The sequence below is a fragment of the Marivirga sp. genome, assembly GCF_024636815.1.
GTDB lineage: Bacteria > Bacteroidota > Bacteroidia > Cytophagales > Cyclobacteriaceae > Marivirga.
On record NZ_JAGXGF010000209.1, the window covers coordinates 1 to 20,647 of the forward strand.

At 35.4% G+C, this 20,647-nt stretch carries 19 protein-coding genes; 13 read left to right on the forward strand and 6 right to left on the reverse strand.

Annotation, left to right across the window (positions count from 1 at the left end):
* Positions 1 to 390 precede the first annotated feature (390 nt).
* The 10 genes from Q0L29_RS14930 (at position 391) to Q0L29_RS14975 (ending at position 6,629) form a co-directional block, all read left to right on the forward strand.
* Complete coding sequence (locus tag Q0L29_RS14930; protein WP_296622952.1) at positions 391 to 1,053, forward strand: phosphatidylserine decarboxylase family protein; 663 nt, start codon at positions 391 to 393, stop codon at positions 1,051 to 1,053.
* Position 1,054: 1 nt separating this feature from the next.
* Positions 1,055 to 1,507 carry a RimK/LysX family protein gene (locus Q0L29_RS14935; protein WP_296622953.1) on the forward strand — a complete coding sequence of 151 codons (453 nt, stop codon included), beginning with the start codon at positions 1,055 to 1,057 and terminating at the stop codon, positions 1,505 to 1,507.
* Between the two features lie 88 nt (positions 1,508 to 1,595).
* On the forward strand, positions 1,596 to 2,531 hold the full coding sequence (gene hemC / locus Q0L29_RS14940) for a hydroxymethylbilane synthase (RefSeq protein ID WP_296622954.1): 936 nt from the start codon (positions 1,596 to 1,598) through the stop codon (positions 2,529 to 2,531).
* 5 nt (positions 2,532 to 2,536) lie between these two features.
* On the forward strand, positions 2,537 to 3,412 hold the full coding sequence (locus Q0L29_RS14945; RefSeq protein WP_296622955.1) for a peptidylprolyl isomerase: 876 nt from the start codon (positions 2,537 to 2,539) through the stop codon (positions 3,410 to 3,412).
* Positions 3,413 to 3,537: 125 nt separating this feature from the next.
* Positions 3,538 to 4,434 carry an NAD(P)-dependent oxidoreductase gene (locus tag Q0L29_RS14950; protein ID WP_296622956.1) on the forward strand — a complete coding sequence of 299 codons (897 nt, stop codon included), beginning with the start codon at positions 3,538 to 3,540 and terminating at the stop codon, positions 4,432 to 4,434.
* A gap of 137 nt (positions 4,435 to 4,571) precedes the next feature.
* A complete protein-coding gene (locus tag Q0L29_RS14955) occupies positions 4,572 to 4,916 on the forward strand; it encodes a hypothetical protein (RefSeq protein ID WP_296622957.1) in 345 nt (114 codons plus the stop codon).
* Between the two features lie 18 nt (positions 4,917 to 4,934).
* Complete coding sequence (locus Q0L29_RS14960) at positions 4,935 to 5,552, forward strand: hypothetical protein (RefSeq protein WP_296622958.1); 618 nt, start codon at positions 4,935 to 4,937, stop codon at positions 5,550 to 5,552.
* 103 nt (positions 5,553 to 5,655) lie between these two features.
* On the forward strand, positions 5,656 to 6,225 hold the full coding sequence (locus Q0L29_RS14965) for a TetR/AcrR family transcriptional regulator (RefSeq protein WP_296622959.1): 570 nt from the start codon (positions 5,656 to 5,658) through the stop codon (positions 6,223 to 6,225).
* Between the two features lie 3 nt (positions 6,226 to 6,228).
* The gene (locus Q0L29_RS14970) at positions 6,229 to 6,516 is read left to right on the forward strand and encodes a hypothetical protein (RefSeq protein WP_296622960.1); all 288 of its coding nucleotides are present in this window, start codon (positions 6,229 to 6,231) and stop codon (positions 6,514 to 6,516) included.
* Positions 6,513 to 6,629 (forward strand): hypothetical protein, encoded by a 117-nt coding sequence (locus Q0L29_RS14975; RefSeq protein WP_296622961.1) that lies wholly within the window; start codon positions 6,513 to 6,515, stop codon positions 6,627 to 6,629. Before Q0L29_RS14970 ends, Q0L29_RS14975 begins: the two co-directional genes overlap by 4 nt.
* 59 nt (positions 6,630 to 6,688) lie before the next feature.
* Here the strand turns inward: Q0L29_RS14975 and rpiB are convergent, their stop codons facing one another.
* The 5 genes from rpiB to Q0L29_RS15000 form a co-directional block, all read right to left on the reverse strand.
* Positions 6,689 to 7,117, reverse strand: coding sequence for a ribose 5-phosphate isomerase B (gene rpiB / locus Q0L29_RS14980; RefSeq protein ID WP_296622962.1), 429 nt, complete (start codon positions 7,115 to 7,117; stop codon positions 6,689 to 6,691).
* 81 nt (positions 7,118 to 7,198) lie between these two features.
* Positions 7,199 to 8,389, reverse strand: a complete 1,191-nt coding sequence (locus Q0L29_RS14985) for a GlmU family protein (RefSeq protein WP_296622963.1) — start codon at positions 8,387 to 8,389, stop codon at positions 7,199 to 7,201.
* Between the two features lie 250 nt (positions 8,390 to 8,639).
* Positions 8,640 to 9,599: a nucleoside hydrolase gene (locus Q0L29_RS14990; protein WP_296622964.1), complete on the reverse strand. Its 960-nt coding sequence runs from the start codon at positions 9,597 to 9,599 to the stop codon at positions 8,640 to 8,642.
* 232 nt (positions 9,600 to 9,831) lie between these two features.
* Complete coding sequence (locus Q0L29_RS14995; protein WP_296622965.1) at positions 9,832 to 12,003, reverse strand: bifunctional alpha,alpha-trehalose-phosphate synthase (UDP-forming)/trehalose-phosphatase; 2,172 nt, start codon at positions 12,001 to 12,003, stop codon at positions 9,832 to 9,834.
* Between the two features lie 114 nt (positions 12,004 to 12,117).
* Positions 12,118 to 13,530 carry an aldehyde dehydrogenase gene (locus tag Q0L29_RS15000; protein ID WP_296622966.1) on the reverse strand — a complete coding sequence of 471 codons (1,413 nt, stop codon included), beginning with the start codon at positions 13,528 to 13,530 and terminating at the stop codon, positions 12,118 to 12,120.
* A 283-nt stretch (positions 13,531 to 13,813) separates the two neighbouring features.
* On the opposite strand from Q0L29_RS15000, the gene gldD reads away from it, so the two are divergent.
* The 3 genes from gldD to Q0L29_RS15015 all read left to right on the forward strand — a co-directional run bounded on the left by gldD (position 13,814) and on the right by Q0L29_RS15015 (position 18,026).
* Positions 13,814 to 14,395 carry a gliding motility lipoprotein GldD gene (gene gldD, locus Q0L29_RS15005; protein ID WP_296622968.1) on the forward strand — a complete coding sequence of 194 codons (582 nt, stop codon included), beginning with the start codon at positions 13,814 to 13,816 and terminating at the stop codon, positions 14,393 to 14,395.
* Position 14,396: 1 nt separating this feature from the next.
* A complete protein-coding gene (gene recG, locus Q0L29_RS15010; protein ID WP_296622969.1) occupies positions 14,397 to 16,490 on the forward strand; it encodes an ATP-dependent DNA helicase RecG in 2,094 nt (697 codons plus the stop codon).
* A gap of 330 nt (positions 16,491 to 16,820) precedes the next feature.
* On the forward strand, positions 16,821 to 18,026 hold the full coding sequence (locus Q0L29_RS15015; protein ID WP_296622970.1) for an IS256 family transposase: 1,206 nt from the start codon (positions 16,821 to 16,823) through the stop codon (positions 18,024 to 18,026).
* Positions 18,027 to 18,110: 84 nt separating this feature from the next.
* On the opposite strand, the gene Q0L29_RS15020 is transcribed toward Q0L29_RS15015, so the two are convergent.
* Positions 18,111 to 20,555 carry a zinc-dependent metalloprotease gene (locus Q0L29_RS15020; protein ID WP_296622972.1) on the reverse strand — a complete coding sequence of 815 codons (2,445 nt, stop codon included), beginning with the start codon at positions 20,553 to 20,555 and terminating at the stop codon, positions 18,111 to 18,113.
* Between the last annotated feature and the right edge of the window lie 92 nt (positions 20,556 to 20,647).

Below are 20,647 nucleotides of genomic sequence, written 5' to 3' on the forward strand. Positions count from 1 at the left end.
TATCGAGGAAAGACAACGCAGTATATTGGATTTTATGGAAAAGTTTTCCCCTTTCCGCCTATAAACAGCGATTTTCTTCCTAAAAACCCCTTGCAATAGCCTGCTATTGTTTCAGAATTTTTAGTTGAAACTCACTATTTACAGGCGTTCTGAATCCTAAATTAGAATCGAACTCAGGTTAATATTTTAACCAAAGGCTAAAATCAATAGATACCCGCCTCCGCGAGTATGACGTTCTAATCTAATGGAGATGATCGGAAATAACGATTGACATGTTTTGAAATCTTCAGAATTAACACATATTAATAACGAAATTTCACACTTAATAACAATTACCTCATGGAATCAATTCATTAGTAATTATATTTGGTTGATTTTTAAATTTAGATTATGACTTTACATAAAGAAGGAAGGAAAATTTTATTTTTCTCATTGATTATATTCGTTGGGATATTCTTTGTATTCGAATATGCTTTAGATACACCAGCTTGGGTGAATAATGCGGTATTGGTTGCTTTAATAGTGCTTTACCTTGTGATTTTACAATTTTTCAGAAGCCCAAAGTTTATCATTAATAAGGATGAAAAACATATTTTAGCACCAGCCGATGGAAAAGTAGTGGTGATAGAAGACACTGATGAACCGGAATATTTTAAAGGTAAGAGAAAGCAAATTTCCATTTTCATGTCTCCAGTGAATGTACATGTAAATCGAAGTCCAATTTCTGGAGTAGTAAAATTTTGTAAATACCACGCAGGAAAATATTTGGTAGCCTGGCATCCAAAATCGAGCACTGAAAATGAAAGAACTACCATAGTGGTAGAAACCGCTAATGGAGTTGAAGTGCTTTTCAGACAAATTGCTGGAGCCATGGCCAGAAGAATTAAATGGTATGTGAATGAAGGTGATATGGTGGAGCAAGGAGGAGAATTCGGCTTTATCAAATTTGGATCTCGAGTAGATATATATTTACCTCTAGATTCTGAAGTGAAAGTAAATATAGGGGATAAAACAAAAGGCGGTAGAACTATTATTGCTGAATTGAAATCCTAAATTGAAGACCAAAAAAACCATAGGCAGAATTGACAAACTGGATTTACCTGAACTGGGCTTGGTAAAAGTTCAGGCAAAAATCGATACAGGAGCTTATACTTCTGCTATTCATTGTTCTAAGATTCATATCGAAAAGGCTAAAGACGGAACTGATTTATTGGTTTATACCATTAGTGCAAAGCGCTTAGGCCAGGGAATGAAAGCTAAGAAATTCAAAACCTCTGATTTTAAATTGAAGCGAATTAAAAGCTCCAATGGACAAGTGCAAGAGCGTTATGTCATAAAGACCAAAATCAAGATTTTTAATAAGATCTACAATACAGAATTTTCCCTTTCCGATCGAAGCCATATGAAAAACCCTATTTTATTGGGTAGAAAATTATTGAGTGGTAGATTTGTGGTGGATGTTTTAGAAGAAAACCTTTCTTTTCAATACCATCAAAACGGTCGATGACCGACTTTTTATTTGAGGGCAGACAGAGCAATGATTTATTTTTCTACCAAACGACATAATTATTGACGAAATTAATACAATTAATAAAATGAATATAAGAATTGGCACTCGAGGCAGCAAGTTGGCAATATGGCAGGCAGAATACGTTAAAGATAGAATTGAGAAAGCTGGGCATACTGCTGAGATTAAAATCATCCAAACCAAGGGAGACAAGATTTTAGATGTAGCCATTTCTAAAATCGGAAGTAAGGGTGTTTTTACGGAAGAAATTGAAGCCCAACTGGCAGAAGGGAATATTGACATTGCCGTGCACAGTGCCAAAGATATGCAATCAGAATTACCTGAAGGCTTTGATTTAATTGCATTTACCGAAAGAGAAAAAGTAAATGATGTGTTGGTTTCACATAAAGAAACCATTGACATTAACGACAAAGAAAATCCTATTGTAATTGGAACCTCTTCCACCCGTAGAATTGCTACATTAAAGCATTTTTATCCGCACATAAAAACAGTAGATATCCGAGGTAATCTGCAAACACGAATCAGGAAAATGGAGGAAGGCCTATGTGATGCTATTTTGTTGGCCTATGCAGGTGTCCATAGAATGGAATATGATGATAAAATCAAATTGGAGCTTTCTACCAAAGAATTTATTCCTGCTGTAGGACAAGGTTCAGTTGCCATTGAGGTGCACGAAAGTATTGAAGGTGATAAAAAGGAAATGCTACGATTTGCACTTAATCATAGAAATACAGAATATTGCCTGAGAGCAGAAAGAGCTTATTTGCGTCATTTGCAAGGTGGGTGTAGCATTCCTGTTTTCGGATTGGCAAACTTAAACGCCAATTCAATTGAAATGGAAGCAGGCATTATCAGCTTAGATGGACAGGAAAGAATTTCCATGAAATTAACAGATGAAACTTCCCGAGCGGAAGAATTGGGAACATTATTAGCTCGTCAGATATTGAAAAAAGGTGGAGACAGAGTATTAAAAGAAATTAGAGAACAACTATCAGAAGAATAAAAAAGATGAAGAATAGAAACAGTTTAATTTTAGCATTTTCCTTATTGATAATTATGGCTTCTTGCCAAACATCAAAAGATTCGGTAGTGGTATTTCATACAAAATATGGTGATATGACCGCCATTCTTTATGAAGAAACGCCCAAACACAAAGCGAATTTCCTTGAGTTAGTGGAATCAGGAAAGTACGACAGTACTATTTTCCATAGAGTCATTGAAAATTTCATGGTGCAAGGTGGGGATGTCAACCAGAAAAGTGGAATTGAAGATGAGGAGAAAGTGAATTATACAATAGATGCTGAAATCCATCCTGATTTTTGGCATGTAAAAGGTTCATTGGCAGCAGCTCGTCAAGGTGATAATGTTAATCCTGAGAAAAAATCTAGTGGCTCTCAATTTTACATTATTCATGGGCAAAAATTTGAGAAAAATGATTTATTGCAAATGGCTGAGGGAAGAGTTTACCAACAAAAGCAGATGAAATTACGTGAGCTATTAGGAATGAAGAAATATGCTAACCTCAGAAATGAAGTGATTGAAATGCAAAAAGCCCAGGATATGGAAGGTTTGCAAAATTTCATGGAAACTACTGCAGATTCATTGGTAGAGAAAGAATTCGGGGAAATAGAGGTGTATCAATTCACTGATGCTCAAATAGAAGATTATGAAACTATTGGAGGAGCGCCACATTTAGATGGAGAATATACGGTATTCGGAAGAGTAGTGGAAGGTTTAAATGTGGTGGATTCTATCGCTTCTGTTAGAACTGTAGGAGCTGATAAACCAGTTAAAGACATCTTTATGACAGCAGAAATTGAAAAGATGTCGAAGAAAAAAATTACCGAGCAATACGCTTACGAATACCCTGAAGAAGAAAAATAAAATGAGCATCTCGCGTACTCGGTACCAAACAAGAGATAGCTTACCTACCTGTGGTAGGAATAGATTTATAAGAACCTGCCTATCCTGATTAATCAGGGTGGTCATAAAAAATCAACTATACGCAAATGAAAATTTTAATCACAGGCTCCAATGGCTTATTAGGTCAGAAATTAGTCAATTTAATTACAGAGCAAAATAAGCATGACTTAATAGCCACAGCTCGTGGTAAAAATAGATTACCTAAGGAGTCTGTATATATTTTTGAAAGCCTTGATATTACAAATGAGCAGGAAGTAATGGATGTGGTAGGTAAGTATCAACCTGATGTTATCATCAATACCGCTGCCATGACGAATGTTGATCAGTGCGAAACGGAGCAAGAAGATTGCTGGAAATTAAACGTAACGGCAGTTGATCATCTTATTAAAGCTTCAGAAAAACATAATGCCTTTCTTCTACAACTTTCCACAGACTTTATATTCGATGGTGAGGATGGTCCTTATAGGGAGGAAGCAAAAGCTAATCCCATAAGCTATTATGGGGAAAGTAAATTAGCTGCTGAGAATTTGATCTTGGAAAGCAAGATTGATTGGGCAATAGCAAGAACGGTATTGGTTTATGGCATTGCACATGATATGAGCCGTTCTAATATAATCCTTTGGGTAAAAAAATCTCTTGAAGATGGTAAAGATATTCAAGTGGTAGATGACCAATGGAGATCGCCCACTTTGGCTGAAGATTTGGCTATGGGTTGTTTATTGATAGCTGAAAAGAAAGCAAAAGGCATTTATAATATTTCGGGAGATGATTTATTAACCCCTTATGAAATGGCAGTTAAAACTGCTGAATTCTTTGATTTGCCTCAAACCACCATGACCAAATCGGATAGCACTAAATTTAAACAAACAGCTAAAAGACCTCCGAAGACAGGGTTTATTTTGGATAAAGCTAAAAAGGATTTAGGTTATAAACCTCATTCTTTTGAGGAGGGGATTAAAGTTTTAGCAGAGCAGATAAAATAGCCTATTAAACTTTTGAAATCTATCAGACTGGTTTATTAAGAATATAAGTGTAATACAATATCTCAAAATCACACTTAACTTTTCAGGCTTTTTATCATAAATTCCTTATATTCAATTACCCTTAAGGTTAGATAATTATGATTAATAAGGTCCAATATTCTTTAATTGGTGTAATTCTTTCAATTTTCATTTTAAGTTGCAATAATGATGAGGTATTGAAAAGTTGTACAGATAATAAATTGGAGGAATACAATTTGGTGCCTTACAATGGACAAGAATTAGATTGTAATGTCATTTTAGAATTGTATTTATATAAAAATCAACAATATTTTCAATTATACAATCCCTGCGAGTACATATTAACTTACCCATTTGATTGTGAAAATAACGTAGTTTGTGGCAAAGAAAATCAAATGTCCTGTAACACTTTCTTCGACCAGGCCGAATATATAGGAGTAATAGGGTATAGGGAACGCCCGTAAATAATAAATAAGCTTAGTATGAGTAATTATATTTGGTATGCCAGCTATGGCTCCAATATTTCCACAGAAAGATTCATGTGCTACATCCAGGGAGGAAAGCCTGAAGGTGCTACCAGAACTTATAAGGGATGTGAAGACCAAACACCACCCTTAGACCAAAAACCAATTGAAATTCCGCATGAACTATACTTTGCTAAAAACGCAAAAGTATGGAATGGAGGAGGTGTTTGTTTTGTCAATCCTGATAAAAACCACAAAGCTGAGACGCTTGGCAATATGTATCTAATCAATCGTCAGCAGTTTATGGAAGTGGTTCAACAGGAAAATAATGCTGATAAACCAACTGAAATAAATTTTGATAGAGCTCAAAATCAAAAATCCTCTGTCATAAAACGAAATAGCTGGTATGGTAATTTGTTGAGTTTAGGAGAAAAGGACAATGCTCCTATCTTCACTTTTACCAATGAGAATTACTTATCAAGCGATATTAACTCACCAAATCAACATTATTTAAAAACCATTATCAAAGGTTTGTTAGCTACTCATCAACTCAACGATTCTGAATTAGAAGCTTATTTTATTTCTAAAAAAGGTATAGACAAAAAAATCATTTCTGAAGTAATCAATCAACTTTAAAGGTTTCAGAGTAAAAAAACTATTCTTGAATTGTTACGTATTTGAAAATATATACTATAATTGTAACATAAATACAAATCAGTAACATTTCAAGTCTCTGAAAATGACTAAAAGTCAAAAAGCGATATTAGCCAGTGCCAAAGTCTTATTTTGGAAATATGGCTTAAAAAAGGTCACAGTAGAAGAAATTTGCGAACATGCAGGTGTAAGTAAAATGACCTTTTACAGACGCTTCGTAAATAAAGAGCATGCCGCAGAAGAAATTCTGGAAGCCATTTTAGAAGATAATTTGAGGCGATATTCGGCTATAATGGATGAGGAAAAGCCATTTCCGGAAAAAATCAGTAAGATTTTACACCTCCAACATCAGGAGGCAAAAAATATGAGTAAGGATTTCATCAATGAAATCTTATCGGAAGATGGCTCAGCTTTGAGTGAACTCATTCATAATTATACTCAAAAATCATATAAAGTGATGATAGCCGATTTTGAGAAGGCTAAAAAGGAAGGCTGGGTACGAGCTGATTTAAAACCCGAATTTATAATTGATATGTTGGGGGTGATTAGAACCAAAATGCAAGATGAAAACTTCCTGAGAATGTTCAAGAGCATGGATGAAGCCATAATGGAATTGAGTAATTTCTTCTTCTATGGAATTTTTGTCAAAAGATGATACATGAAAAGGATAATTATCATATTGTTGATGTTCTCCCCTTCTCTTCTGAAAAGTCAGGTTTCATGGGGTGGTCAAGTATCTGCTTTTGGTAATTACAGTCCTGATAATCAATATTATTTATTTGTTGGTGGGCGCTATATACCTGAAATTAATTATACACATTCCTTGGATTCTGGTAAAAGTTTTGATGTTTTAGCTTCAGTTGACATTAGTGGTTCCATTCTTTCAAACCCTTTTCAAGATAATCAAATAGATGGAAATTTAGTAGATGGTACCCTAAAAATGTGAATTATAAAGATGTCCTCAAAGAAGGAGAAGGAACTGATTTCATAATGCTAGATATACAGTTTAACCCTGAAATTCCTGATTATATTTTCAATAAGGCTTCTTTGAAGAGGTGAATTTAAGGAATAGAGTATAGAGCCTAATATATCGTAAACATTAGGCTCTATACTCTTTTTTAACAACTAATCTTATCCACTCTTCTTCCATGTCTTCCACCTTCAAATTCTGTAGTTAAAAAGGTGTTTACAATGGATTGTGTTTTGTCATAGTCAATAAAACGAGCTGGAATGCAGATAATATTGGCATTGTTATGTTGACGTGTAAGAGAAGCTAGTTCTTCTTCCCAGGCGATCCCTGCTCTGATTCCTTGATGCTTGTTAGCAGTCATAGCAACTCCATTTGCACTTCCGCAAAGCAATATCCCTAAAGTTTGTTCACCCTTTTCAATTGCTTCAGCTAGTGGGTGTACATGGTCAGGATAGTCAACAGATCCATCTGAATCAGGTCCAAAGTCTTTAACCTCATGGCCTTCTTTTTCAAGAAACTCAACTAATCGCTTTTTGTATTCAAATCCAGCGTGATCGCCACCTATTGCTACTTTCATTATGTATGTTTTAAATTATAAATATATGTGAGAGACCTGTCAGGTTTTATAAACCTGACAGGTCTTAACTATTAGCTCTTTTTAGTCATTCTCCCAAATTCTATCAGACTTACTTTCCTCATAATGCTCAGTCAGAATTTTTTGTTCTACCTCATCCAAAGTTTTATCTCTTCTTTCCATCACTTTTTCAGCTACTTCAAATGCTTTTTTCAAATTGAATGTGCTAAATCCAGCTGCACCACCCCAAGCAAAGGAAGGTATGAAATTTCTCGGAAATCCACTACCAAAAATATTAGCGCTTACTCCTACTACGGTTCCGGTGTTAAACATGGTGTTAATTCCGCATTTGGAATGGTCGCCCATCATTAAACCACAGAATTGCAAACCCGTGTCTGCAAATCCTCCTTTGGCATAATCCCAAAGCTTTACGTTAGCATAGTTGTTTTTCAAGTTAGACGTATTGGTGTCTGCACCTAAATTACACCATTCACCTACCACAGAGTTCCCGATAAAGCCATCGTGCCCTTTGCTGGAATAGCCAAAGAAAACTGAATTGCTAACTTCTCCACCTACTTTGCAAAAAGGACCAATAGTAGAATCTCCTTTAATTTTAGCCCCCATATTAACATGGGAATTATCTAACATGGCAAAAGGGCCTTTTATTATGGCGCCTTCATGAATTTGAGCGTTTTTCCCGATGTAAATCGGGCCATTTTCAGCATTTAATATAGCTGCTTTAATAGATGCACCTTCTTCTATAAAAATGTTATTTTCACCATAAACGGTAGTATGAGTATCATTTACATGCTGGGAATTTCTTCCTGAAGTGATTAAATCAAAATCACTTCTGATTTCAGCTGCATTTTTTTGAAAAATATGCCAGCTCTGAGTGATCATGGTGATTTCACCATCGTATTCAGCTGCTTCTTCCAGTTTTTGTTTAGGATCAAAAAAACCTATTTCTTCTTCAGTTGCAGTGGCTGAAATCAAAACCCCTTCTTTTTTCAAACTTGCTCCTAATTGGATAGCTTTCACTAATTCAGGGTTAGGGCAAACGGAGCTATTGATTAAAATATTCTGTGCTTCCGTTTTTGTTGGATATTTCTCGCTCAAAGCCGGAGCAGAGATATAAGATAATGAAGCATTTAAATGCTTTTCCCATTTCTCTTTTATCGTTAAAATTCCCACTCGAATTTCTGCAATAGGGCGAGTGAAAGTAAAGGGTTTAAGTTGATCTCTAAAGTCGGCTTGTTCTATGAGCAAATAGTTCATATTGCAAAATTACAAGCTTCATTGAAATATCAACTAATTAAATCAGGAATTTCGATCTTTTAGAAAAAATAGAAATTGGGCTTCATTACCCATTTACTTTATTTTAAAAAAAAACATAACCCGTTTGTGCGTTTCACTTAAATTTTCGAAATGAATGCCCATTGAAATCGCAAAGGTACTTGAAACACCTTCAAGAAGCAGTGGTGAGGAAATTCCACATTAACAAAATAGTTGAATAAGTGTAATTTTATTATAATGTTGCTTGTAGTCTAATCTCAGTTTTTAACTGATTTAATACATAATGATAAAAGATATCCTTATTTACATCAACTGCTATTTTTAGTTTATGACCTGATTCAATTAATTGCGTTTGACCAGCATTAGGAGGTCTATCACTAACAACAGCTTTCACTTCCTCTAGAGTAAACTCCTCAGGCAATGAAATAAAACATGTTGCTAAAACGTCCCACATAAAATATACATAATGGTAGCTTGGGATAGTGTCAATAGTTAATGCCCATAATTGTCCAGCTAAGTTTGATAAATAATGATCAGATTGAAATGCTAGCTTTGATAAGAATTCCTTATTCACTGGGACATTATTTGTGACATCCAAAGGGATACAAACTAATGGAAGCTCTAATGCAAATAACTCCTTGGAGCTTTCAGGATCCCAATATATATTCCATTCTGCAGTTCCATTATGTTGGTAAGTTTGTACATTTCCTTGTGTCCTGAATGCTCCACCCATCCATACTACTTGCTCAATTTTATCCCTAATATGTGGTGCTCTTTTTATTGCTTCCACTAAGTTTGGACATGGTCCTGTGATTAAAATTGTGACAGGTCTATCTGCAAATGTCAATTTATCAATTAATAAATCCACAGCCTTTGGAAGGGAATAAGGGTTTAAATCATAACGCTCATTAATTAGAGTTGGTAGCGCATTAATCACTTCTGGCCTCGCTCGCCATTCATTTGGAAAGGCATTAATTCCATTTTTGTCACTTCTCCCTATTGAGATTTTTTCTTTTCCAAACAGTTGTAATATCTTATAAGAACTCTCTATTGCTGGTTCTATAAAACAATCAGCTGGTGTCACATTTATACCGATTACTTCTACATCTTTCATGGTTAGCAGTAACAATTGTGACAATAAATCATCAATTGCACCATCATGTTCCATGAATACTAGTTTTTTGTCTGTCATATTTTATAGTATATCTACTTGCGTTCAACAACTAATTAACTTCTATAAATTTTTCTTTCCCTGCTTAAGTGTTTTCGCCCAAGCTTTTGCAAAAACATCCCCCGTTTGGGTTTTTTCACCCAAAGTTGCGAAATGAATACCCTTTGAAATCTCACAGAAACTTGGAGGTGAAAATACCTTAAAGAAGGAGTTGTGGATAAGAAATGAAGAGAAATTAAATTTTATAACAATTTCACTCATTAACAAAATCCTGTAGCAATGCTCTTACTTCTTCATTATTTTCCACGGCATATTTTGCATATGAAAATCCACTGCCCACTTTTACGGTTAAAGAATGTTTAGGCAAAGCTTCAAAAGTATCTTCATCAGTTCTGTCATCACCAAAAGCCATGACAAAATCTGTTTTTTCACCTTTTAACCTTTCCAGAGCTGCTTTTCCTTTATTGATAATAGATGGTTTTACTTCCACTACATGATCTCCTTCGATTACATCGAGCCCTTTGTTTGTCATGAAATGCTTCAGATGGCTTGATAATTCACTTGATCTTAAGCTACCAAGTCCTTTTTCCACTTTTCTGTAATGCCAAACAAGTGTATGCTCTTTTTCTTCTAAGAATGATCCTGGAGTCCTTTGGATATAAAACTCTAAAATATCTCTGGCTTCATTTTTCCAGCTGTCATCCTGTAAATCTCCGTTTACTTCCCATTTGGCTCCAGCTCTTTTAGTTTTAATGCCGTGCTCAGCTATCAAATCAATATTAAATTCATCCAACCATTCTTCAAGAGTAGCTGCTTTTCTTCCGCTAATGACTACCAATTTCGCTTTCACGGCAAGCTGATGAAGAATTTGTGATAATTCTGTATCCGGTGCACAATCATCAGGATTTTCATTAAAAGGCATTAATGTGCCATCGTAATCTAAGAATATAATAGGGTTTTTAGCATTCTTAAATTCTTTAGTAATAGAGTCCTTTAATTCTTTATCCAGCCTTTTGGTAGCCATTGACTGCTGTCTTTCCTTCAGATCTTTCAGGTTATTCATAAATAAATCTACCCACTGGAAGATTGTATACTTCTTCACCGTTCTTTGCATCATTTTCATTCTGCGCTTTTGCTCGGCCAATGGCATTTCCAATGCTGTTTTTATGGCTTCCACCATTTCATTTTCATCATTTGGATTGACCAAAATTGCATCAGAAAGCTCTTTGGAGGCACCGGCCATTTCACTAAGAATCAAAACGCCATCTTCATTTTCACGGCTGGCAATAAATTCTTTACAAACTAAATTCATTCCGTCTCGCTTAGGTGTAATCATAGCAATTTTACACATACGATAGAATGCGGATAAATCATCCAAAGGAAAGCTTCTGTAATAAAAATGAATAGGAATATAATTGATAGTACCATGCTTCCCATTTATATGGCCTACTAAAAATTCTACTTTCTCCTTAAGCGCTTTATAGCTTGCTACTTGATCCCGCGATGGAACCACAATCAAGAATAATGAAACTCGTCCTTGATATTCTGGATATCGCTCCAAAAACTTATCAAAAGCTTTCAACCTGCCGGGTATGCCTTTAGAATAATCCAGCCTATCCATCGATAGAATTAATTCTTGTTTGCCGAGAGAATCGCGATAGGATATTTCTTTTGCTTTTGCCAACTGACTAGTAGCGGACTCTAAATATTTATCATAATCTATTCCCATTGGAAGGGAATCAGCCTCAACCAATCTGTTTTTTACTAATATTTGATTTCGCTCATAACTGTAACCTGCCAGTCGGTGGCAACTACTTAAGAAATGGCGCATATCATCATAGGTATGAAATCCTATATAATCTGCGCCTAAAACTCCATTTAACAATTTTTTTCTCCAAGGGATCATCCTGAATACCTCATAAGAAGGGAAGGGAATGTGCTGAAAGAATCCTATGGTTACATTTGGAAATTGCTTTCTCAGCATATTGGGCACTAACATTAATTGATAGTCATGCACCCAAATGATATCATCTGGCTCTAACCATTTTGAAATAGCATCGGCAAATTTTCGATTGGCATTATAATAGGCTTCCCATTCTTCATCTTTGAAACGCATATGATGAATAAAATAGTGGAAAGCAGGCCATAAGGTTTGATTGCTAAAGCCTAAATAAAATTCATCTACATCATGCTCGGTAAGAAAAACCGGTCGCATGTTATGCTTCATCAGTTCTTTTTCTACTTCTTGCTCTTCATCATGCTCCAATGTTATGCCAGGCCATCCTATCCAAATGTTATTGCCTTCTTTATAAATGGAACCTAGGCCAGTAGCTAAACCTCCTTCACTAGTTTTATATACATTTTTCCCATCCTCTTTTTCAATTCTGATAGGGAGCCGATTAGATACTATAATTGATTTTGCCATTGTGTAATAGTTTGACAGTCAATTTAATCGATAAGCCTTTTAAATCATAAGAGAATAGAAAATGATTTTAAGGAAATTTTAATATTCTATAGCACAATTACAATAAATGAAAAATCACTTCATTAAGAATTTTATTATTTTCATGCTATTTTCATCAAAAGGAGGGTATTTTTTCCTTAAATCGAACCATGTTCCTGATTTTAGTATCGATTTTTCGTGTGAAAAGGCCATAAATCCAGATTTTCCGTGATAATTACCACTTCCGCTATTACCTACTCCTCCGAAAGGTAATTCAGGATTTGCTAGATGAACTATGGTATTATTTATAGCTCCGCCTCCAAATCTAATCCTATCTAAAAAGAATTTTTCTGTTTTGGATTGAGAAGTAAAAAGATAAAAAGCCAATGGATCAGGATTTTTCCTAATAAAATCTAGTGCTTCTTCATTAGTTTTGTATGAAAAAACAGGAAGGATTGGTCCAAATATCTCTTCTTGAAACATTTTATCATTTTCCGTAACCCCTTCTACTAAAGTTGGCTCAATTTTCCTTTTCTCATCATCGAACGCTCCTCCAAATACAATCTTTCCTTCTTTCAGGTAAGATTTCAATGTTTCATATCTTTTTTGATTCACTATTTGAGTCAAATCTTTGCTTTCTGTGGGAGAAATGCCATAAAACTCCATGATAGTGGCTCGGAGTTCATCCACGAATTTGTCCTTAATTTTTTCATGAACCAGTAGATAATCTGGTGCAACACATGTTTGCCCGGAGTTAATTAATTTTCCAAATGTAATCCTTCTTGCTGCAACAGTTAAATTCGTTTTCTCATCAATTACAGCCGGAGATTTTCCTCCAAGCTCTAAAGTAACGGGCACTAACTGTGGAGCTGCTAATTGAGCAATAATTCTCCCAACAGGCACACTTCCTGTAAAGAAAACATGATCGAAACGATTGTTTTCCATCAATTCTGGTACAACTACCCGGCCTTCTCCCATCACTACTGCCAGGAATTCCTCATTGAAATTTTTACTGATTAATTCATTTATTAAATGAGAGATATGAGGAGTTTCTTCAGGTGGCTTTATTATACAGGTGTTTCCTGCAGATATAGAAGCTATTACAGGAGCTAATAATAACTGAAATGGGTAGTTCCATGGCCCTATAATTAAGGTCACACCTTTTGGCTCATAGATAATTCTGCTTTTGGAAGGAAAATGAACGAGGGAAGTCCCTACTCTTTTAGGCTTCATCCATTTTTTGAGGTTTTTAAGTGTGAAGTTGATTTCATCGTATAAAAAACCAATTTCGGTTACATAACTTTCAAATGGAGGCTTTCCAAAATCATTTGCTAAAGCATCCATAATTTGCTGCTCATGTTCCTTAATCAAAGATTTAAGCTTGAGTAACTGTGTTTTTCTAAATTGATAATCCTTAGTTTTTTGAGTAAAGAAAAAATCTTTCTGCGCCTTAAATATCGCTTTTTGTTTATCTATTGGGGTATTTTCTATAGTTAAGTTATTATTCATAATGAGTTAATATCTAAATTGAAATCAGAAGAATTTACTATTTATAAAGTAATACGATTCTTAAAAAAGGATGTATATTTAATTGGAAATAATATTCTAAAATTGAATAAAATACTTCAAATAGAATTCAATTTAGAAAGATAAAATCATGAGCGGTAATCTTTTAAAAGAAAAATCCCTCTAAATTTCAAGCGTTTTGCAAACTGAACTTATAATTGCCAACAAATTCAAAACTTTTTTAAATTCTGAAAGCTTGATTAATTTATGCTCTTAACTTTGTAATATGAATTTTTTCAAAATTTCAGGATATTTTATAATTGCTTCTGTTTTATTTATGGCTTGCGAGTCAGATTATTATCCTAAACCCACAGGATATAATAGAATAGATTTGCCCAATCATCAATATGAAGCTTTGCCGGATTCTTTTCCGTTTAGTTTTGAGTATTCTGTTCATGCTAAAATATTACCTGATTCATCTTATATAAGAGAACGCTATTGGTTTGCTTTATTTTATCCTGAATTTGTAGCGGAAATCCATATTACCTATAAACCATTGCATAACAATCGAGATTCATTAAGGACCAATATTGATGATGCCTACAAACTGACCACAAAGCATCAAATTAAAGCCAGCTCGATTCAAGAAACTATTATGGTTACGCCTAATGGCAAAAAAGTATCATTAGCTGAATTAAAGGGAGATGTTCCGAGTCAATTCCAGTTTTATACTACAGATTCCACTACTCACTTTTTGAGAGGAGCTTTATATTTTAGAACAGCTACGGAAAATGATTCTTTAGCACCCGTTATCGAATATGTGAAAAAAGACATAATCCACAGTTTAAATACTTTAGAGTGGAATTAAGATGGTATCCTTCTTTAAAACGCCTATAGAATTTTTAAAAGGAGTAGGTCCTCAAAAGGGGAGCTTACTCAATAAAGAATTAAGCATTTTCACTTATGCTGATCTTTTGCAGCATTATCCATTTCGTTACGAAGACCGCACTAAATTTTATAAAGTACGAGATCTTCATCAGGAGATGTCCAATGTCCAGATAAAAGGGCAAATCCGTTCGAAGCAACTAGTAGGGATGGGTAGAAAACAACGGTTGGTGGTTCAGTTTGCTGATGACACAGGAACTGTGGAACTGGTTTGGTTCAAAGGTATCAATTGGATTAGTCCCAAATTAAAAAGCGGAATCGATTATGTGGTTTTCGGACAGCCTACTCGATTTGGTAGTAAATTCAATATAGCCCATCCGGAAATAGAGGTTTTAACTCCTGTCTCAGCTCAGCAAGAATTTTTACAACCCATTTATTCTACCACTGAGCTTTTAAGAAGAAAATTTCTAGACAGTAGGGCCATATTTAAGTTTCAAAAAATTCTTTTGCAAGAGGCTTATAACCGAATACCAGAAACGCTTCCGCAACATATCATTCAGCAATATAGCTTTTTGGCTAAAAAGGATGCGGTAGTTCAAATTCATGTGCCAAAAAACCAGCAATTGCTGCAGAAGGCTCGCTTCAGAATGAAATTTGACGAGTTCTTTTTTATGCAGTTGCGTCTGCTAATGCAGAAAAAGATTAGGCTTGAAAAATTTAAAGGACAAGTCCTTCAAAAAACAGATTTACTGACTGAGTTTTACAAATCTCACCTTCCTTTTGATTTAACAGGCGCACAGAAAAAAGTGATTAAAGAAATCTTTGCTGATTTTAAAAGCGGAAAACAAATGAACCGTCTTTTGCAAGGCGATGTAGGAAGTGGAAAAACCATAGTGGCTTTTATTGCTTCGCTTATTGCGATTGACAGCGGAACTCAGTTAGCTTTAATGGCGCCTACTCAAATATTGGCTAACCAGCATTATGAAGGCTTAAAGGAATTTGCGGATAAAATTGGTGTGAGCATTGCATTGCTTACCGGCTCCACCAAAACCAAAGCCAGAAGAGTCATTCATGAAGATTTAAAATCAGGCCAACTGAAAATTCTGGTAGGTACTCATGCACTTTTGGAAGAAGTGGTGCAATTTCAAAATTTGGGACTAGCAATAGTTGATGAGCAGCATCGCTATGGAGTAGCACAAAGAGCTCGTCTATGGAAAAAGAATGAAAATTTTGTTCCGCATGTTTTGATTATGACTGCCACCCCTATCCCAAGAACCTTATCCATGTCGGTTTATGGTGATTTAGATATTTCCATCATAGATGAATTACCGGCTGGTAGAAAAGAAATCAAAACCATTCATCAGTATGATGCTAATCGCTTAAAATTAAACGGTTTTATAAAAAAGGAAATAGAAAAAGGACGGCAAGTTTATGTAGTGTATCCATTAATTGAAGAATCCGAAAAATTGGATTTGAAAGATTTAATGGATGGATATGAAAGTATAGCCAGGGCATTTCCGGAATTTCCGATCAGTATTGTGCACGGTAAAATGAAAGCAGCTGATAAAGATTTTGAAATGGCCAGGTTTGTAAAAGGAGAAACCAAAATCATGGTGGCTACCACGGTAATTGAAGTGGGAGTGAATGTGCCGAATGCCTCGGTTATGGTGATTGAAAATGCTGAAAGATTTGGATTAGCACAATTGCATCAGCTCAGAGGAAGAGTTGGAAGAGGAGCAGAGCAATCCTATTGTGTGTTAGTAAGCAGCTACAAACTTAGCAAAGAAGCCAGAACTAGACTGGATACCATGGTGCGCACTACGGATGGTTTTGAAATTGCACAAGTAGATATGAATCTAAGAGGCCCCGGAGACATGATGGGCACACAGCAAAGTGGTCAGCTTGATTTGATGATTGGTGATTTGCGTGAGGATGAGCCTATTTTATCTATTGCCAGGCAAAGCGCCCAAACTGTTATTTCAAAGGATCCTGATTTAGAATCAGAGGAAAACAGACTGATTAAAATTCAAGTGGAGCAGCAGCAGAAGAAAAATGTGAATTGGAGCAGGATTTCTTAATGGATGATTAATAATTATTAATTAATAAACTAGGTATTTTTAATTGGGTAAATTGGTAAATACGGAGCCCTTCAACAACTTTAGCTGTTTCTTTGTGTTATTTGTGACTTTGTGGTTAAAAGAAAAAAGCCTTTCGAAATTGCTTCCGAAGGGAGTATCTCATAAACTGTGTAAGTTCTAAATTAGGACTTATGAAACAGTTATTGAGCCTCGGAAATTTAGGAAGTGATTTTGCAAAAATCGCTACTTAAATTTCGAGGAGCCCGCGGCAGGCGCTTTTCTCAATTTGTGTGTAAATATTTTTAACTTTATAAACACACAGATTGCAAGATGAAAAAAGAAGATTTATTAAACGAAGAGTTTTTAAAGCAATTTAAGAACGGAGATGAACTCAATGATTTTCTACAGCAACTTCAAAAACGTGCAGTAGAGAAAATGCTGGAAGCAGAGTTGGACGGGCATTTGGGCTATGATAAAAACCAAAAGACTGCCAGCTCCAATTCTCGTAACGGGTATTCAAACAAAAAACTCAAAAACTCCTTTGGTGAAGCCTCCATAAATGTCCCTAGAGACAGGGAAGGTAGCTTTGAACCTGTGCTTGTGCCTAAAAGAAAAGGAATGGCAGAGGGCATTGAAAACGTGATTATATCCATGTATGCCAAGGGAATGTCCAATCAGGATATAGAAGAGCAGATACGGGAATTATATGATATCAATGTTTCAACTTCTACTATATCCAGGATTACCGACACCATTGCCGAGGACATTGTAGCCTGGAGAAACAGGCCATTGGATCCTGTTTATCTGATTGTTTGGATGGATGGGATTTCTTTTAAAGTGAGAGAAAACTCTAAGGTGGTTAATAAAACGGTTTACATTGCTGTGGGCCTCAAAACCAACGGAATGAAGGAAGTATTGGGCTTGTGGCTGGGAAAGAACGAATCCTCTGCATTTTGGATGAGCGTGCTCACCGATTTAAAAGCAAGGGGCGTAGAGGATATCCTGATCACGGCAACGGACAATCTCAATGGCTTTACCGATACCATCAGAGCGTCATTTCCTGAATCAGTCACTCAAATATGCGTAGTCCATCAAATAAGAAATACTTGCCGATATGTGGTCTGGAAGGATAAAAAAGAGTTCACCCGTGACATGAAGGAGATTTATACCGCTCCAAACAAGGAGGCGGCCTTGGCAGCTTTAAATGATTTTGGCCTTAAATGGGAATCAAAATACTCTTATGCCATTAAAAGCTGGAAAGACAATTGGGATGAACTAACCGTATTTTTTGATTATCCTGTGGAAATTAGAAAAATCATTTATACCACTAACTTAATTGAAAACCTTAACGGAAAAATTAGAAAGTATACCAAGAACAAGCTTTCTTTTCCAACCGATGATGCGGTAATGAAATCCGTGTTTTTATCTGTTAGACAGGTAAGTAAAAAATGGACACAGCCTATTAGAAACTGGGGGGTGATACTTAACAGTTTTCTTATTATATTTGAAGATAGGGTCAGATTAAACGAATCTTAAACCCTATCTACAAAATTTTTAGTTACACACTTTTTGGGATAGTGTCCTTCCGAAAGGCTTTAAAATAAATTATCTTCAAAAATCTTATCCTCTTGGATCTAATATTTGATCAATTCTGCTTACTAAATCTTGTAAGTGGTAACGAGACATTTGATCGCTTTGTCTTGCTAAACCTCTATTGATTTCAGCTCTTAAAGTAACTAGATTACCTCTGGAAAGAGATGGTATATCAGTTGTACGAATATCATTATCTTCAATATTCACTAAATCACCCAATTGCTCAACAAAAGCTTTTTGCAAGTTTCTTCTGTAAGTATCGATGCTTCTGCCAGTTCTCAATTCAGAGAAAATGCCCGTACGTAAATCACTCATCATCTGAGTAGCTTTATAGGCATCATTTCCATTTAATGCTTCATTTTCTAAAACTCTTTTAACTCTTGACGCACTGAAAAGACTACTTAAAGTTCTTGTCTGCAAAGCTTTTACTCTGTCAATAATTCCGTCAGACTCAATTCTACCTAAAATTTCAGTATCAATCAGCCATTCCGGGGTTTCAAATAATTGCTCATTTAAAAATGCAATAGCTCTTGTTTGCTTGTCTTTAGAAGTATGAGTATAAATAGCTCCTTCTTGATCAGATGTTTTATAGTACTCGCTTATACCGCCAACATTGCCTGTAACATGACCCATATAACGATTATATTGACCGATTACATTTCCATATAGCTCAGAAAGCTCATCATAATTTTTACCTTCTTCAGAACTCCATTCAATTAATCTATCTGCAATTCTTTTTAAGTTTTTAATACCTAAAGCAGATGCAATCATAGAATCATCTCCTATATCTTCTGTTTGAGCAGTAGGATCTACAACACCTCTTTGCTGACGACCATATCGGTAAGCCGGATCATCTGCTTTCTCTAATATCCATCCATTTAAAATTGCCTCTTCCTCTTCAGATGTATCAATATTTGGAATCGCTCTGTAGCCATATTCAATAGCCCATTTGTCATATTCGCCCACCATCGGGAAGAAATTTTCAACACTATCCTCTGGCTGAGCCACATAATTAAATCGAGCGTAGTCCATGATTGAAGGTGCAACACCATGTGTTTCCATGAATTTAGCGGAACGCAATGAATCAACTGAATAAGCTACACTTGACCCCATGTTATGAGGTAATCCTAAGGTATGACCTACTTCGTGTGCAGCTACAAATCTGATTAATTCTCCCATCAATTCTTCCTCAAATTTAACTTTTTGAGCTTCCGGATTAACGGCTGCTGTTTGGATAAAGTACCAGTTTCTTAAAAGATTCATTACGTTGTGATACCATAAAATATCACTCTCTAATATCTCTCCAGTTCTTGGATCATGAACGTGTGGCCCTTGTGCATTTTGAATATCAGTGGCGATATAGCGAATAACTGAATATCTAACATCTTCAGGGCTCCAGTCAGGATCTTCTTCTTTTGTTGGTGCATCTTTGGCTACAATGGCATTTTTAAAACCTGCTTCTTCGAAAGCGGGTTGCCAATCTTCAATCCCTTTTTTGATGAATTCTCTCCACTCAAGCGGAGTAGCAGGATCGATATAATATACAATTTGCTTAACTGGTTCTACCAATTCGCCTTTATTATAAGCTTCCCAGTCAGAAGGTTCCAATCTCCATCTGGTAATGAAACGATTGTCATCTGCTTTATGAGAATCTTTAGAATAATCTAACTGACGAATAGAGAAGTAGCCTACCCTATCATCATAGTTTCTTGGAACGATTGGATCTTCTGGAAGCAAAATCCTAGATTGATTCATTTCAATTGATAATGCGCCAGTTAATTGATTGTCAGGAATCTCACTTCCTTTATAAGTTAGGATATGTCTGATTTCTACATTTTCAGGAAATGCTTTACCATGAACGATTACAGACCTGCTTTTATCAACAGAAGAAATTTTGAATGCTTTTCTTTGGTAATCATAAAGAGCACCAATCATAGGAACATCAGATGTAAAGAAATCCTCTACATCAATTACAAAGGATGACGAGTCTTTACCTAATGCCTCAATTTTAAAGGTATGAATGATCGGTTCAAAATTATTATTCTTAACGGATTCATAAATAGGATCATCTGCATCCGCTACTGAGTTGAAAGAAACAGAACGTAACAATAATTGATTATTTTTCTTTTGAAAACGAATTACTTGCTGAGGACGAGATTTCATTCCTGCTCCTCCAAAATTCAATCCTTTAACGTGACCAGAAATCCTGGAGACAATCAAAATTTCTCTTTCCAATAAATCTTCCGGTATTTCAAAATAGTATTTGTCATCTACTTTATGGAAAGTAAACAACCCCTCATCAGATTCTGCATCTGATGTAATTACTTTGGAGTATGGCTGGTATTTTGATTTTGAACTATTTTCTTTCTTGGGTTCATCTTTTTTCTTTTTGCCAAATAGCTGGGCATGACTTTCTGAAGCAGAAAGCCCTATAAAAGCCATTATAGCAAGACTTAATATTATTTTTTTCATTGTATATACATTTAATTTTCTGCTAATTTAACAGTACAGGTTTATTAAGTTTACAATTTTCAACTCTTTTCCATGAATGGAAAAATGGAAGC